This window comes from uncultured Winogradskyella sp. (genome assembly GCF_963975125.1).
GTDB lineage: Bacteria > Bacteroidota > Bacteroidia > Flavobacteriales > Flavobacteriaceae > Winogradskyella.
Map to the genome: position 1 here is coordinate 1 of NZ_CAXBGB010000072.1, position 16,811 is coordinate 16,811.

17 protein-coding genes are annotated in these 16,811 nt (G+C 31.0%); 8 read left to right on the plus strand and 9 right to left on the minus strand.

Annotated elements, in window-relative coordinates; genetic code table 11:
* Positions 1-72: 72 nt before the first annotated feature.
* The 3 genes from AAC053_RS10755 to AAC053_RS10765 form a co-directional block, all read right to left on the minus strand.
* Positions 73-828: a hypothetical protein gene (locus tag AAC053_RS10755; protein ID WP_339756218.1), complete on the minus strand. Its 756-nt coding sequence runs from the start codon at positions 826-828 to the stop codon at positions 73-75.
* 326 nt (positions 829-1,154) lie between these two features.
* Positions 1,155-2,873: a T9SS type A sorting domain-containing protein gene (locus tag AAC053_RS10760; protein WP_339756221.1), complete on the minus strand. Its 1,719-nt coding sequence runs from the start codon at positions 2,871-2,873 to the stop codon at positions 1,155-1,157.
* Positions 2,874-3,519: 646 nt separating this feature from the next.
* Complete coding sequence (locus AAC053_RS10765) at positions 3,520-4,533, minus strand: hypothetical protein (protein WP_339756223.1); 1,014 nt, start codon at positions 4,531-4,533, stop codon at positions 3,520-3,522.
* A 143-nt stretch (positions 4,534-4,676) separates the two neighbouring features.
* Between AAC053_RS10765 and AAC053_RS10770 the strand changes: the two genes are divergently transcribed.
* Positions 4,677-5,405: a nitroreductase family protein gene (locus AAC053_RS10770; RefSeq protein WP_339756225.1), complete on the plus strand. Its 729-nt coding sequence runs from the start codon at positions 4,677-4,679 to the stop codon at positions 5,403-5,405.
* 175 nt (positions 5,406-5,580) lie between these two features.
* Here the strand turns inward: AAC053_RS10770 and AAC053_RS10775 are convergent, their stop codons facing one another.
* The 6 genes from AAC053_RS10775 to AAC053_RS10800 form a co-directional block, all read right to left on the minus strand.
* Entirely contained in the window at positions 5,581-6,351 is a 771-nt protein-coding gene (locus AAC053_RS10775) for a hypothetical protein (protein WP_339756227.1), read from the minus strand.
* A gap of 359 nt (positions 6,352-6,710) precedes the next feature.
* Complete coding sequence (locus AAC053_RS10780; protein WP_339756230.1) at positions 6,711-8,684, minus strand: cytochrome c biogenesis protein CcdA; 1,974 nt, start codon at positions 8,682-8,684, stop codon at positions 6,711-6,713.
* 139 nt (positions 8,685-8,823) lie between these two features.
* Positions 8,824-9,234 carry a rhodanese-like domain-containing protein gene (locus AAC053_RS10785; protein WP_339756232.1) on the minus strand — a complete coding sequence of 137 codons (411 nt, stop codon included), beginning with the start codon at positions 9,232-9,234 and terminating at the stop codon, positions 8,824-8,826.
* Between the two features lie 19 nt (positions 9,235-9,253).
* Positions 9,254-9,568 carry a rhodanese-like domain-containing protein gene (locus AAC053_RS10790; RefSeq protein ID WP_339756236.1) on the minus strand — a complete coding sequence of 105 codons (315 nt, stop codon included), beginning with the start codon at positions 9,566-9,568 and terminating at the stop codon, positions 9,254-9,256.
* Between the two features lie 124 nt (positions 9,569-9,692).
* Positions 9,693-10,304 carry a thioredoxin family protein gene (locus AAC053_RS10795; protein ID WP_339756238.1) on the minus strand — a complete coding sequence of 204 codons (612 nt, stop codon included), beginning with the start codon at positions 10,302-10,304 and terminating at the stop codon, positions 9,693-9,695.
* A gap of 7 nt (positions 10,305-10,311) precedes the next feature.
* Entirely contained in the window at positions 10,312-10,854 is a 543-nt protein-coding gene (locus AAC053_RS10800; RefSeq protein WP_339756240.1) for a TlpA disulfide reductase family protein, read from the minus strand.
* Positions 10,855-10,956: 102 nt separating this feature from the next.
* Here AAC053_RS10800 and AAC053_RS10805 point away from each other — a divergent pair, with 102 nt between their 5' ends.
* The 7 genes from AAC053_RS10805 to AAC053_RS10835 all read left to right on the plus strand — a co-directional run.
* Positions 10,957-11,412: a MarR family transcriptional regulator gene (locus AAC053_RS10805; RefSeq protein WP_339756243.1), complete on the plus strand. Its 456-nt coding sequence runs from the start codon at positions 10,957-10,959 to the stop codon at positions 11,410-11,412.
* Positions 11,413-11,417: 5 nt separating this feature from the next.
* On the plus strand, positions 11,418-11,987 hold the full coding sequence (locus AAC053_RS10810) for a YceI family protein (RefSeq protein WP_339756246.1): 570 nt from the start codon (positions 11,418-11,420) through the stop codon (positions 11,985-11,987).
* Between the two features lie 417 nt (positions 11,988-12,404).
* Positions 12,405-13,805, plus strand: a complete 1,401-nt coding sequence (locus tag AAC053_RS10815; protein WP_339756249.1) for an anthranilate synthase component I family protein — start codon at positions 12,405-12,407, stop codon at positions 13,803-13,805.
* 1 nt (position 13,806) lies between these two features.
* On the plus strand, positions 13,807-14,373 hold the full coding sequence (locus tag AAC053_RS10820) for an aminodeoxychorismate/anthranilate synthase component II (RefSeq protein WP_339756252.1): 567 nt from the start codon (positions 13,807-13,809) through the stop codon (positions 14,371-14,373).
* 2 nt (positions 14,374-14,375) lie between these two features.
* Positions 14,376-15,368: an anthranilate phosphoribosyltransferase gene (gene trpD, locus AAC053_RS10825; RefSeq protein ID WP_339756255.1), complete on the plus strand. Its 993-nt coding sequence runs from the start codon at positions 14,376-14,378 to the stop codon at positions 15,366-15,368.
* Positions 15,365-16,150: an indole-3-glycerol phosphate synthase TrpC gene (gene trpC, locus AAC053_RS10830; protein ID WP_339756257.1), complete on the plus strand. Its 786-nt coding sequence runs from the start codon at positions 15,365-15,367 to the stop codon at positions 16,148-16,150. The genes trpD and trpC overlap by 4 nt, the downstream gene beginning before the upstream one ends.
* A gap of 101 nt (positions 16,151-16,251) precedes the next feature.
* Positions 16,252-16,811, plus strand: a 560-nt coding sequence (locus tag AAC053_RS10835) for a phosphoribosylanthranilate isomerase (protein ID WP_339756260.1), incomplete at its 3' end; no start/stop codon positions are given.

A 16,811-nucleotide genomic window follows, 5' to 3' on the forward strand; every position in this document is an offset into this window, starting at 1 on the left:
GTTCGATTCTCTCCGACTCCACAGAAAAAACCACTCTTAAAGAGTGGTTTTTTATTATATATATCTTATATACTAATCTCCACTTAGGTTTTTATTATACTCCCAAATCTCATCCCATCGGTTACTAAATGTATCATCCCTTGTTTCTACAAAAGTATCCCAAGAATTTTCACCATATAACTTTTCATAAGCCTCTTTAAAACTTGGTCCATCCTCATCAAATTCTGCCCAATTTTTATAAAAACCAACTGTGGCCACATGACGACCTAAATCACCTTGTAAAAACTGATTATAATATAAACCCCATGGATTTTCTCCTTCCATCGATTTTAAGGTTTCACTGACTTGTTTAAAGTGATTATTCATTGTATAGCCATGACCTTCTTCAATTTCAAAATACCTGATAAATAAAATTGGATACTTAACTTCATCACCAGCCAACATATCTACATTAGATTTTTTATCATCTTGCGTCCAATATTCAATGGTGTGGATTTTTTTAACATAAGGCATCACATTGTCACGCCAGTCTTCGTTATGACCGCCGTCTTCAGGACGTGTGTCATTGTGCTTAAACATCATAGAACCCATTTGCCAAATCATTTTACCAGCATTTGGACCTGTGGTAATATTGTAAACCGTTGCATTATAAGGATTTTCCTTATGATAAGTTTGATTGTGTTTTCGCATATTTTCACCCAAGGTTTTTAATTCCTTATTATCTGGTGTAAACATAATGTTCTCCCACATATTGTAATCTTCAGATTCTTGAGCATTTATCGTATTAGAATACGTAAATACCATTGCGAGCATCAAAAAAGATGCCATTGTTTTTCTCAACATAATTAATTGGTTTGTTGGTTAGTTGTGTACTTTGATTATAATCAGAGCACTGTAAAGTAAAAAAATGTAAATAGTTAATAGCCTATAATAAATGGAGTTGAACACTCACATCTAAGATAAAGATCAGACTTGAAGACATTTAAAGGTAACTAAAAATCATGAATTTAACAAATTTAAACAAATCAAACCGCTCTGAATCCACAGATTAGAACCGACGATATTCTTAAGTTTTGAATTCTTTTAATTGATTTCAATTTCGCCTCCTAACTAAAACTATTATTATTTATAAAATCCTTTTTTTGCAGAAAACGCTAAAGTTTTATAATTTTAATAGATGTACTTGCTTGCTTTGTTTTAATTTTTGCAAAATAAACTCCAGATTGTAAATCTGCTATTTTAATAATTTCCGAACCAGACGAATCAGACAAAATAAGTTTTCCATTCATATTATAAATAGCAACAGATTTTATATCTGCCACACCTCTTATAGTTACAAAATCATTTGCTGGGTTAGGGTAAATAGTAGGCAATAAAACACTATTTTGATCAATTCCTAAAGATTGATTTATTGAAAAATCTGCAACTACTGGAAAATGATCTGATGCATTACTTGTATCAGATAGATTTAGTCCATATAGAGATAATCTATCAGTTGACATAACCTCAGTTTGAAGTACAAATGATTTTTCAGCGATTAATGTATAGTCAGAAAAAATTATAAAATCTAATTTACCTGGAGGAAAAACTTGTCCGTCAGATCTCCAAGTATATCCCATTCTTATATCTGTTTGAATAGAATTCTCTTCAGTTAAGTCACTATCATCCCAATCTAATGGAGCTCCTTGTCCATAAGATACAGTGTCTTGAATATCTCCAGTTTTAAGAGTTGTTAATTGTTGTGAAAATCCAACTAAATTTAAATCACCTCCATAAACAAAAGGAGTGTTTTCAGGTAATGTTATGTCTCCTCCTACTGATTTAGCGTCTAGAATAAATGCAGCATATTGATCCGCTTGATCCTGCCGATTAACGTCTGCTCCACAACAACTTAAATGAGCATTGGTAAAAAGCAAATCTGTACCATAGCTACTTGGCAAATCTATTAAAACAGGAAATTGTCTTGTTAAACCATCCCATCTTTGTAATATTTCCCATTTAGAAACCGTAACCTCACCTCCATGTTTTTCAACATACCAACCATTTGTGGTACCTAGAGGAATCCAAGTATCAAAGAGAGATTTTACATAAGATTCTGATGTGTTAGCACTCTCAATAAACCCAACTATATCAGGGCTCAAAATCTTAATAATATTTTCAAAATCATCAACTCTATTCAAATCTAATAAGCCATTTAGTAACGTATTATATGCCATAATTCTAATATGTGACACATCTGATTTATCAATATCTATTGGAGTATATGGAGTTACTGGCGTTTCATCAAAAGTGTACGAGAAAACGCCTCCAACATCTGGAATTTTATCAAAATTATTTTCATTCTTTAATAGAATTTTTATTGTTGAAGAAGAAAACAATGGGTTAATTCCATCTGGTATAACATGTCTTCCTATTGCTATTTCAAATTCATCTGAAGTTACAGTTGGCGCAGCTCTTAATTTTAAATCTGTAAATCCGACTTGCGAATATGGCGTTACATTATAATGTGCAAAAAGTTCTGTGAATAAGATACCCAGTTCTGACCCATATCCTTGTTGAATATCAAAACCTGTACTTGAGTTATTATCTGTATCTATAAAAATCCCCAACTCATGTAAAATTTGATTATCAGTTAAATCAAACTCAGCATTGGCCTTTATTTTAATGAATAAAAATTCATTATCATTTGTCACTTGAATCTCTAAAAAATCTATTCCACTAATTGTTTCACTTGTGTCAACAAATGTGGTCAAATCTGGTGTCCAATCATCAAAAACACCGTCAATTGTAATAGGAACTGACTGAGAAAATAGTATTCGAAAATTTATAAGTGCAAATAGTATTAGTCTGACTCTTAAATTATTTATTTTCATTTTTTATTTGATTTTTAAAACATTTATACTAAAACGAAGATGTTTTGATAAACAAGATTACACAAATTTAAAAGCAAACCATAATTAACCAATAAGATATGAAATTTTTATCTGGGCTTACTTTCTCTACTACTAGCCTTAACCAAAAAACGAAGTATTTAATTATTTTTAAACTTAAAAATCTATTAAACCGTTTCATTGAAAACAACGAAGTTAAACAATCCAATTCTCAAAACTCGCAACTGATTATGATGCTAAGAAACTATTTAAAAGAATAAATGTGACTTTTTAGAAAATATGGTGTCTTATTATTAAAGGACATGAAGTTATCCTTGATTAATGAAACATAAAGTAAATCCTTAAATGCGGGTCTCTAAAAAGAAACATTACCAAGACGAAATCCTTAAAAATGCCGAGTTAGTAGTATTAATGAAACATAAAGTAAATCCTTAAATGGATTACTAAAAAGAAACATTAAGAAAAAGAACTCAAGACTCAGATTTTAATCTGTATCAATATCGAAATACGATCTTAGTGTTTCGATGTTTTTGTTTTCTTACTTACCAAAATTTATGAGTTTGAATTAGTCTCATCAAAATAGTTCTATATTAAAATTGAATTTCCACTATTATCGATAGATTCTAGACTATCTATTTCTAAAACCTAGCTTTTTAAAACTAACTAGCCCTAATTCTTTTATGGTAGTAACATTTAGTGGAAACTCCAAAACCACATGTAATAGGCTTAAGAAAAACAAGGCGGTAAGCCCTATAATATAATCGTAGAGATATAAGCCTACGAAACATAGCCATAAGAAAATGATGTATTTCATTCTTGTACTTGTAAAGCTGGTTTTCCAACCTATGATTGAAGTTTTAGAAAACCAATTGAGATAATGATAGGTATATGCAAAAGCTATAAATATTTGAATTTTAAGACCAATAGTAGAGATGAGACTAAAACCCTCTTTGTCCACATCTCCAAATAATCTAGCAACACTCGTATTTAAGAATAAGAATCCACTACCTGTATAGGTGTTTTTGGTAAAATCTGAAATTAAATAGGCTTCTGGTTTTATATCTAAAAACGCAATAACTATGGGAGCAATAATGAGAAGTAGAATACTTATTATACCTGGTTTGCTTTTCGCTTTTAGCTGTCCATAAATCATAAAAAGAAGCGTAAAAATATAGACATGTATTAGTGTTGGCAGAAAAACACCAATAACAATAAGAAGCTTTGGAATATAGAGACTACAGATTACCGAAAACAAAATACTAAATATAAAAGCGCCAATCAATTGCTTCATTTTAGTAAAAAAAATCAGTGATACCGAAAATATAAAACCTGATAACAGGATTATATTTTTTTGAGAACTAAACACTTCAAAAACAGCTGCAAAATTGTCGGCAAGGTTTAGATATTTAAGTAAAGGATAAGCAGAGATGATTAAAGCGATTATTATAAATGCTTTATAGCCTTGGGATTTTGATTTTATAAAATACTTTTTATCATCAAGCCAATTGATTTCTGTTAAATAATGTAAAGGTCCTAAAATGGCGTATGAAAACAGAAACAACTCAAAAGGCAAGTAAATGGCTACCAAAAAGGATATAAGCAGAAGCCAAATATTAATATAATCTACCGCTTTACTTTTCATAATAACATCTTAATGCAAACTTCAATTCTAAATAATGCACAACACAATATAGGTTCTTTTTATTATTATACAATTAGTTTGTCTTCTAATGATTCTAATCTGCTATCTTAGATGTTTTTCTTATTTATTACAAAAAATCACCTATGGAAAAAACAGCTTCGGAAGCTATTACTTATAGACGTTCTACACGCGTTTATAAAGATGACTCAATTGACACAGATAAAGTAAAACAGTGTTTAGTAAATGCTTCATTAGCACCTACGAGCAGTAATCTTCAGTTATGGGAATTTTATCATATCACAGATAAAACGGTTTTGAGTAAACTAGCTGAGGCTTGCTTTAACCAAAGTGCTGCAAAAACAGCAAAGCAAATGGTCGTTGTTGTTTCTCGAAAAGATTTATGGCGAAAACGTGCAAAAGCTAATATTGAATTTCTAAATAAAGTCTATAACAAACCCGATTTAAGCGAGCGCGATCTAAAGCGCAAAACCATGGCCACTAATTATTACAAAAAACTGATCCCGACAATTTATATAGATTTCTTAGGCATTTTAGGTTATATCAAGTTTTTTGTTTTTCAAATTGTTGGACTTTTCAAACCTATTTACAGACAAACACGCTTAAGTGATATGCGTATTGTAGCTCATAAAAGTGCTGGCTTGGCTGCACAAAACTTTATGATCAGTATGGCAGCTATTGGCTACGACACATGTCCTATGGAAGGCAGTGACACATTGAGAGTGAAACGGATTTTAGGTCTTCCAAGAGGAGCCGAAATCAATATGATTATTAGCTGTGGTATAAGAGATGATAATGGGATTTATGGCCCACGTTTTAGAGTGCCTTTTGAAGACGTTTATGTTGAGGTGTAATTATATGCCGTGGTGTAATTTATAAGCTAAAAAGTAACATCTTAAAAAATGAATTATTTCGGTTACACAATACCAAAAAAATAAAAAACCTCTCACCACAAATATCTTGGGTGAGAGGTCTATAAAGTCTTGTTCTAAATATGGTTATTACTTATGTAATATTACTATTTCATAATTAGTCGCCACTCATATTTTTATTGTAAACCCATATTTCATCCCATGAGTTTTTAAAAGTTGCTCTAAACAACTCTTGCTGATTTTGCCATGAGTTTTCACCATTAACTTTTTCAAAGGTCTTAACCCAATTGACGTCTCTATCAAAATCTGCCCAATTTGGACTAAAATTAAACGTAGAGATATGACGTCCTAGATCACCTTGTCTAAACTCATTGTAATAAACTCCCCATGGATTTACACCATCTAAAGCTTTTATAGTTTTACTGACCCTTTCAAAGAACAATTCTACACCAGGTGACGGCCCATCAACCACTTCAAAATAGCGAACAAATAGAATCGGATATTTTGAATTGTCATCATCTAACATAGCTGTATTATTTAGCTTTTTGTTTGATTTCCAATACTCAACGGTGTTTGTCTCTAGAATGTAAGGAGAAATATTATCTCTCCAATCCTCATCATGACCTCCAACAGATGGTCTTTTATCTAAATCACTATAGGTAAGCGCACCCATTTCCCAAATAATCTTGCCTGCGTTTGGTCCAGTTGTAATATTATAAACAGTTGCTTTATGAGGCCCCTCCTTATGGTACTTTTCGTTGTGCCTCCTCATATTTTCTGACAACACTTTAAGTTGGGTTTTGTCTGGAGTAATCATAATATCCTCCCACATTTTGTACGACTTGTCATCTTCTTGAGCCGTTAAGGTAAACACAGTTCCAAAAACTATGGCTACCATGGAAATAAATGAAATTGATTTTTTAAGCATAATGTTTTGATTTAATTGGTTTGTAAATATCGAGTAAGTATTACACGACACAAATAATTGTATAATAGTAACACGTTGTATAATGAATAGACAATAAAAATTATCTATTCAAGATAAAGATCAGTTTTGGAGTGTAATGAAGATACGTACATATAAGCCTTAAAAACATAAAGCTAGGACGAATAGGTTGTTTGACTGTCCGTAAGTGATTTTTTATTTATCGAGCCTATCTGGTCTATACATTTTGAGTGTATGGTTGCATCTCAAAGGAGTGATTTTAAGATACCTTTTAAAGTCATTTATTTGTGTTAGGTTCTGAAATTCAACCCAATACGAAGCCGTTGATAATATTAGGTTGCTTATTTCTTGTAATTCTCAAGACCAGTTTTTAGCCATTGATAATACGCCTCTGCATTAGACTCATAAGCATTTGTTACATTAAGTAATTCCATATTTGCGTTTAGCAATACATAATAAGGCTGAGAATTATTATGAAAATTTATCGTCTGTAAAGCCGTCCATTTATCACCAAAGGTTTCAATGTCTTTAACAGTTCCATTAGATCTTAAATATTGAAACTGTTTGTCTTTAGGAAGTTCTTTCTCATTATCATCTACATAGAGTGAAATAATAATATAGTCTTCACTTAATATTTTATAGATATCTGATTTACTCCAAACTTGCTCTTCCATCTTTCTGCAATTCACACAAGTCCAACCTGTAAAGTCTAACAAAATTGGTTTGTTCTCATCTTTTGCAGCTGCAATACCTTCGTCTAAATCTTTATAACAATTTAGATCTAGAGGACAATCTGAATCCTTATCATAAAGACTATAAAATAATGGTGGAGCAAAACCACTTAGTAGTTTTAAGTTGGCGTATTTTGAATTTGTTAATCCAGGAATTAAATAAATTACAAAAGCAATAACTAAAATACCTGTGGTGATTCTTCCTTTACTAAGTTTTTGGAGCAATCCATCATGTGGAAACTTAATTTTTCCGAATAAATAAAGTGCCAATCCTATTCCAATTATAATCCATAGACCAATAAACACTTCACGCTTTAAAAGTCCCCAATGTTGTACCAAATCAGCATTAGATAAGAATTTAAGTGCTAAAGCCAGTTCTATAAAACCTAACACAACTTTTACTGTATTTAACCAACCACCAGATTTAGGCAACGAGTTTAACCATTTTGGAAACATTGCAAATAAAGTAAAAGGTAGTGCTAAGGCTAAACCAAAACCACTCATTCCCATAGTTAATTGCATTGCTCCACCATCTGCAGTTAATGAACTTCCTAAAAGCGTCCCTAATATTGGACCTGTACAAGAAAATGATACAATCGCTAAAGTCAAAGCCATAAAAAAGATACCAACAAAGCCACCTATTTTATTTGCTTTACTATCCATGGCTGCACTCCATGAGTGTGGTAATGTCAACTCAAAATAACCAAAGAAAGAAAATGCAAAAGCAATAAAGATTACAAAGAATATAATATTTAGTGTAACATTTGTAGAGATATTATTTAATATCCCAGGATCTAAAGAATCTAATAGATGAAAAGGAATACTTAACAGCACATAGATTAAGAAGATAAAAAATCCATATAATATGGAATTGAATAGCCCTTTTTTAGAATTACTTGCACTCTTTGTAAAGAAGGAAACCGTAAGAGGAATCATAGGGAATACACACGGCGTTAATAAAGCAATTAAACCGCCTAAAAAACCAAGGAAGAAGATAGACAGATTACTCTGCTCTTCTACAGTTTGTTTTTCGTATTTATCCCATCCTGTAACATTTAGATTAAGGCTTTCAGAGAGTTCTTTGCTACGTTTATCAATAGAAACTGCTTCTTTTTCTATAGCAGATCCATCCAAAGACAAATTAAATGTGTAATCACCCGGAATACATTTTGAGATATCACAGGTTTGATATTCAACAAAGACTTCAATCTGTTTTAGATTAGTGTTTAATAATATTATTTTTTGAGTAAAAACAGCTTTGTTCTTAAATTTCACTACATCTTCCTCAAAAATTTCATCGTATATTGGAGGAACAACTGGTTCTGTTGTTGGTCCTTCTAACTTATAATTATTTTCTTGATTTTTGAATTCAAAAAAGGTGGTTGGTGCAAACCCTCCATTAGATTTCTGTGAATAGATATACCAACCCTTTTCAATATTAGCCTTAAATATTAAGTTATATTCAATCTCTGAAATTTTTTCTATTTCAGACTCCCATTTAACAGGTTCTAATATTTGAGAAAATAAATTGAATGAAAAGCCAATTGCTAACAGGCAAAGAAGTAGTCCTTTTTTAATCGTCATAGGTAAAGCATTAAAACACAAATGTAACTGATGTGTTTTTATTATTGATTAACAGTCCCACTAATTTATAAAAACCTTAAGAATAAAGACGAAAATATTTAGGCATAAAAAAACCGAACATATTGTTCGGTTCAAAGTTTTAAGATTTTACTTCAATCTTTATTTTATCAGAATGTTTCCATTTAGAAATTCCGCCTTGGAGATCGTATATTTTTTTAAATCCAGCATCTTTTAATTTTTTAGCACATTTGGCACTTCTTCCTCCAGATTTACAATATAAAATAACAGGCTTGTTTTTATCTAACTTGTTAATATCCTCATCAAACGTTGGAGACATATAATCTATATTTTGAGAATTTGCTATGCGGATTTCATCGTGTTCTAACGGTGTTCTAACATCAACCAACTGTACATCTTCTAATTCTAAAATAGACTGCATTTCTTCAGCAGTAACTAACTTTACTTCTGTATCATCAATTTTTGCATCTACACAACTTGTACCGAAGCTTATTGCTACAAAAAGACAAAATATTATATATGGTTTTTTCATAATTTCTATTAATAATTTATTATTGGTAAGCTATTTCGCCTTTCCACTCGTTAAAACCTCCTACTAAATTATAGGCGTTTTCAAAACCTAGTTGGTTCATTATAGCACAGGCTTGCCCACTTCTATTACCAGATCTACAATACACATAATAGTTCTTGGTTTTATCTAACTCTTGAAGCTCATAAATAAAACCTTGTCCTTTGTAAATATCTATATGTATGGAATTAGGTATTTTACCTAAATCTACTTCTTCTTGTGTTCTAACATCTAAAACAACATAATTATTGTCTTCCTCTAGTTGTTTTATCCAATCTTGTTGCGTTAAATTCGCCATAATGAACCTTAATTATTAAGCAAAATTAACATTTCTTTATCATATAGACGAAAAAAAATCCGAAGTGTTACACTCCGGATTCAATATTTAACAGAATTTCCCTTTAAAATAAGAATCTCTAATATTAAACTTTAATGGAGCAACCAATAGCTCTAGTTTCTTTTACTTTAATCTCTTTATTTTTTAATAACGCATCAATTGCATCTTCAGCATATTTTTCTGTGACTGCTGCTGCATCTTTATAATTATCATCTATTGCACCAATATACTTTACTTCATTTCCTTTTTTAGTTTTTTCTAAAATATAAACGTGTGGCGTTTTAGTAGCACCATATTTTGGGTAAATCTGCTGACCTTTATCCATTAAATATGGAAATGTAAATCCCTTTGCTTTAGATCTAGCTTTCATTGCTTCCATATTATCACCAGGCTTAACATCTGTATTATTTGGCATAATAGCAATTACAGGATAACCTCTGTCTGCATATTTTTTGTTAAGTGCTTCTATTCTATCTTCATAAGCTACAGCATAAGGGCATGTATTACAGGTGAAAACGACGATAAACCCTTTAGCATCTTTATAATCTGATAATGAAACCATATTACCATCTATATTTTCTAAGCTAAAATCGGTTGCTAGGTCACCAACATCATAACCCTTATCTCCGGTGTTTGTGGTAAAGGAAGAAAGTGTAAGCACTAACGCCATAACCGTAAGTAATTTTAAAGTTTTCATGCTAAATTTATTTTAAAAATTGTTTAATTTCTTTTTCTAATTCTTCTTGTGTAAATGACCTTTCGTAAAATTTCCGTTTATCTCCTTTGTATATAATTGTCGCTGGCAAGGCACCAGACCAGTCTTTATTAATTGCAGAAATCCATCTGTTTTGATCAGTATCATCAAAGGCAACTATTTTAGATTTTAAATTATGCTTCTTTATAAAAGGCTTCAATTTAGAATCATAATTTCTTGGGAAATCTAAACTTACCAACAACACTTCTACCCCTTTGTCTTTATAATTTTCATTTATCTTCTCAAAGTAAGGCATTTCTTTTACACAAGGTGCACACCAAGTCGCCCAAAAATTTACTACATGGACTTTGTTATCCTTTACATTAATAAGAGGTTCTAACCCATCATAGTCATAAACTTCTAATCTAAATGCATCCGCAATACTTTTTTTATCTATTTCTACCTTATCGCCTGATACAACAATTTCTGAACCCGAAGCATCATTTTTACAAGACAAAGTTGATAATAACAGTAGCAGTATTAATTTCTTCATTTTATAAAGTTATTAATCGACTTTGAACCAATTAAAAATTTAACAAAACATTAGTTTTTTATTCAACAAATAATATTACATTTGTATATACAATTGTTGTGTATGAAAGAATTAAATAAAATATTAAAAACTAAGAACGAATTGCCATTGTCTAGAGCGTCAGTAATAAATATATTCTTTTCTAATAATTGGATAAAAGACGAACTATTATTTGAGTTAAAACCACACGACTTATCTCTAGAACAATTTAATGTTCTTAGAATACTAAGAGGACAAAATGGTAAGACTATAAACTTACAAGACATACAAGAGCGTATGGTAAGTAAAATGAGTAACACAACGCGTTTAGTAGATAAATTAATAAACAAAAAATTTGTTAAACGCATTATATGCAAAGAAAACCGCAGAAAAGTAGAAATCTCTATAACAGATTTAGGTAATAAAACCCTTAAAACTATAGATCCATTAATTGAATCTGCTGAAAAAAATGTAACTAAAAATTTAACTCAAGATGAGTTATTACAATTAAATAAACTTTTAATAAAACTTAGAAATTAATAATTATGAAAAACAGAAATTCAAAAATTGCAATGCTTTTAATATTAGCAATATCATTAATGTCTTTTACAACTTTAACAAAAAAAACAGTAGATATAGAAAAGAGTAAAGTGAACTGGAAAGGCTATAAAGTAACTGGTCAACATCAAGGTACAATTAACATAAAAAACGGAACCTTAAGTTTTGATGGAGAAACTTTAACGGGTGGAACATTTGTAATGGATATGACGTCAATAAATACCACAGATTTAGAAGGAAAATATAAAGGCAAACTAGATGGTCATTTAAAATCAGCTGATTTCTTTGGTGTAGAAAAATTTCCTACGGCATTATTAGAATTCATAAATGTTTCAGGGAAAGATGGTTCTTATAAAGTTAAAGCAAACTTAACTATTAAAGAAACTACAAAAACCGTAGAATTTTCAATGAGCATTAAAGAAAATACTGCAACTGCAAGTTTAGAAATTGATAGAACAGAATACGATATTAAATATGGTTCTTCTAGCTTTTTTGATGACCTAAAAGACAAAGCGATTTATGATAATTTTGATTTAAATGTAAGCCTAACATTCTAGTTCCCAAAGAACTCTGGTTAATAGCAACATTTAGATTTTGATTCCTGTCAATGACATATTTTTTGTTATGCAGGAATCTTTTTTATAATATCGTTTGAAATAAAAAAATTCATCTCTATCTTTGGCTTTCTAACGAAACATCTAATTTTTATTTGTATTTAGGGTAGTAAAGTAAAAAATGTTCTATGTGACAAATGAAAGAGCAATAGATATTTAATCATGAAAACAATAACAAAATATACTTGGTGGTGGAATTTCTCAAACTCATGTTCGTGAAATAATCCTTGTTATGTAATAATATAAAAAAAGGCTTGTCATTCACGACAAGCCTTTTTTGTTGTTCTGAATTTGTTTCAGAATCTTTTAAATTAAAACACATCTCTAATCGAAGAGATGTCAAATTGAATTTGACATAAAATGAAAACATTTAGTCTATACACACATTATAAAAAGATATTAGCAGATACGATTACACCTGTTAGTATTTATCTTAAAATTAGAGATAAATTCCCTAATAGCATTTTACTAGAGAGTAGTGATTATCATGCTAATGACAATAGCTTTTCTTACATCTGCTGTAATCCAATTGCTTCAATTAAGGTTGAAGATGGCATTATTCACCAAACCTATCCAGATGGAAGTTCTAAAACCAATAATGCCACAACTGTTGGTGTAGTAGAAGAGATTCACAAATTCACCCAACGTTTTAAAGTAGATTCAAACAAAGATTTTAAATTTATTAATAATGGGGTTTTCGGATATACCTCTTATGATGCCGTCAAGTATTTTGAAGATATAGAAATCTCAAAAAAAGAAGATTCTATTGATATTCCTGAAATTTATTACGCGGTTTATCAAAACATCATTGCTATTAATCACTTTAAAAACGAAGCCTATATTTTCGCGCATTGTTTTGATACTGAGAATAATATCGGCGGAATTCTTCAGTTAATCCAAACCAGACAATATGCATCTTATGATTTTAATACCAAAGAAGATATTGAATCTAATATTACAGATGACGACTACAAACAATATGTTGAACTTGCAAAAAAGCACTGTGCGAGAGGTGATGTATTTCAATTGGTATTATCGAAACGATTTTCTCAAGAATTTAGTGGTGATGAGTTTAATGTTTATCGTGCTTTAAGAAGTATAAACCCTTCCCCTTACCTATTTTATTTTGATTATGGTAACTTTAAAATATTTGGTAGTTCACCAGAAGCTCAGCTCATAGTTAGTGAAGATAAAGCTGAAATTCACCCTATTGCAGGTACTTTTAAACGTTCAGGCAATGACCTAAAAGACGCAGAATTGTCAGAAGAATTAATTAAAGACGATAAAGAAAATAGTGAACATGTAATGTTGGTTGACTTAGCCAGAAATGATCTAAGCAAACATGGTAGTAATGTCACTGTAAAAAATTATAGAGAGGTTCAATTTTTCTCACATGTTATACATTTAGTGAGTAAAATCACAGGAACTATTCATAAAAACACAGATACTATGCAAGTGGTCGCAGACACTTTTCCTGCTGGGACTTTAAGTGGTGCACCAAAATATATGGCTATGCAATTGATTGAGAAGTATGAAAAAACCAGCAGAGGTTATTATGGTGGAGCTATTGGGTTTATGGATTTCGAAGGCAATTTTAATCATGCCATTATGATTAGAACGTTCTTAAGTAAGAATCATAAATTATTTTGGCAAGCTGGAGCTGGATTAGTTGCAAAATCAAATCCAGAAAGGGAATTACAAGAGGTATATAATAAGCTTAGTGCTTTAACTAAAGCTATTGAACAAGCAAAAGATATTTAATATGAAAAAGGTATTAGTCATAGATAATTACGATAGTTTCACGTACAATCTAGTTCATTATTTAGAAGATCTCGATTGCGATGTCACTGTAAAAAGAAATGATAAACTAGGAATTGAAGACGTTGATGCATTTGATAAAATTGTTTTATCTCCAGGTCCTGGAATACCAGATGAAGCCGGATTATTAAAACAAATTATAAAGACTTATGCTCCAACGAAAAGCATCTTAGGTGTGTGTCTAGGACAGCAAGCCATAGGTGAAGTTTTTGGTGGAACTCTAAAAAATTTAGATAATGTTTATCATGGTGTTGCTACCAACGTTACACTATCTGTCGATGATGAAAGCCTCTTTAAAGGACTCGATAAAACTTTTGAAGTTGGTCGTTATCACTCTTGGGTGGTAAACAATAAGTTACCTGATTGCTTAGAAGCCACATCTTTTGATAAAAATGGACAGATAATGTCTTTAAGACATCGAGAATATGATGTAAGAGGAGTACAATATCATCCAGAATCTGTTTTAACTCCAGATGGAAAAACTATTCTCAAAAACTGGGTCAATTCTTAATTATGAAGCAACTACTAAACAGACTTATTAACCAAGAAAGTATCTCGAGCGAAGAAGCTAGGAATGTTCTCGTAAATATCTCAGATGGAAAGTACAATCAAAGTCAGATTGCATCATTCCTTACAATTTACATGATGCGTAGTATAACTTTAGAAGAACTTCGTGGTTTTAGAGATGCGCTTTTAGAATTATGTATTCCTGTAGATCTAGATGGTTATGATACTATTGATTTATGTGGTACTGGAGGTGATGGAAAAGATACGTTCAACATCTCAACATTATCTTCATTTGTAACTGCAGGCGCTAACGTTCATGTCACAAAACATGGCAATTACGGAGTGTCTTCTGCTTGTGGCTCTTCTAATGTAATGGAACATTTAGGCATCAAATTCACAAATGAAATAGACTTTTTAAAACGTAGTATCGATGAAACTGGTATTTGTGTTTTGCATGCACCACTTTTTCATCCAGCAATGAAAAATGTAGTACCAATACGAAAAGAATTGGGTGTAAAAACGTTTTTTAATATGCTTGGACCAATGGTGAATCCCGCATTTCCTAAAAACCAAATGGTTGGAGTTTTCAACTTAGAGTTATTAAGATTATATAGCTATATATATCAAGAAACAGATAAAAATTATGCCGTTGTGCATACCTTAGACGGTTATGATGAAATTTCATTAACAGGAAAAACTAAAGTTATTTCTAATACTACAGAAACCTTATTCGAACCACAAGATTTAGGTGTTGAACAAATAGAACAAGCTGCTATTTTTGGTGGTAACACTGTAAAACAAGCCGCTAAACTTTTTACCAAAATAATTAATGGAAATGGTACTGAAGCCCAAAACAATGTGGTTTGCGCCAATGCAGGTTTAGCGATTGCTACAGCGAAACAGATTTCGCATAAAGAGGGTTTTGGTTTGGCAAAAGAATCTTTAATGAGCGGAAAAGCAAAACAAAGTTTAGATAAATTGATTGCATTAAGTAAATGAACATTTTAGATAAAATAGTAATAGACAAACGTAAAGAAGTAGACTTGCGTAAATCACTAATTCCATTACGTCAATTAGAGAGTTCTGTTTTGTTTGAGCGCGAAACTAATTCGCTAGCCGAACGTTTAAGAACAAGTGAATCTGGTATTATTGCAGAACATAAAAGGCGTTCACCATCAAAGTCAGTTATCAACCAAGGTCTAAATGTGCAAGACGTTGCTAGTGGTTATGAAAAAGCTGGAGTTTGTGGCATGTCAGTTCTGACTGATGGGAAATATTTTGGAGGAGCTTTAGACGATCTATTATTGGCAAGAGCTAGTTGTAATATACCATTATTAAGAAAAGAATTTATAATTGATACCTATCAAATTATAGAAGCAAAAGCTTATGGAGCGGATGTTGTTTTATTAATCGCAGCAATTTTAACACGAAATAAGATTAAGGAGTTTTCAGAATTAGCAAAAAGTATAAATCTAGAAGTTTTATTAGAAGTTAATAACGAAGAAGAATTACACAAATCTATAATGCCTTCCTTAGATATGTTAGGTGTTAATAATAGAAACCTTAAAACCTTTGAAGTGAGTTTAGAAACTTCAAAACTATTAAGCGAACAAATACCAGATGACTTTGTAAAAGTTTCAGAAAGTGGTATTAGTTCAATTGAAGCTATTAAAGAATTACAACCTTATGGCTACAAAGGCTTTTTAATCGGTGAAAACTTTATGAAAACGGACAATCCTGGACAAAGTGCTACGGAGTTTATAAATAAATTAACCTATTAAAGTCACTTCGAGTGATTTTTTAGGTGCGAAAAAAAATGTATCGAGAAGTAATCAATAAAAAACAAGAAGCGTGGTGGGATTCCCGCTTTCGCGAGAATAAAATGAAGTTAAAGATCTGTGGAATGAAATATAATACTACTGAAGTTGCAAAATTACAACCAGACTATCTTGGTTTTATATTTTATAAGAATTCTGCTAGGAATTTTAACAACACAAGTATTCCAGAAGTATCAAATAGAATTAAAAAAGTTGGTGTTTTTGTTGATGAAAAAGTAGAGATTATTGTTAATAAAATAGAAAAACATAATCTGGATGCTCTTCAGTTACATGGTCATGAAACGCCAGAAATTTGTAGATTGTTAAAATCTACAAACAAAGAAATCATCAAAGTCTTTTCAATAAAAGATGAATTTGATTTTTCTGTACTAAACGACTATGAAGATGTTTGCGACTATTTTTTATTCGACACCAACGGAAAGTTACCTGGCGGAAATGGTTACACTTTTAATTGGAATGTGTTAAAGAATTATCCATCAACCAAACCTTACTTTCTAAGTGGTGGCATAGGTCTGAATGAAATAGACAAGATAAAAGCATTTAAAGAAAGTCTTGCTTCAAAATATTGTTACGCTATAGACGTGAACAGTAAATTTGAAATTGA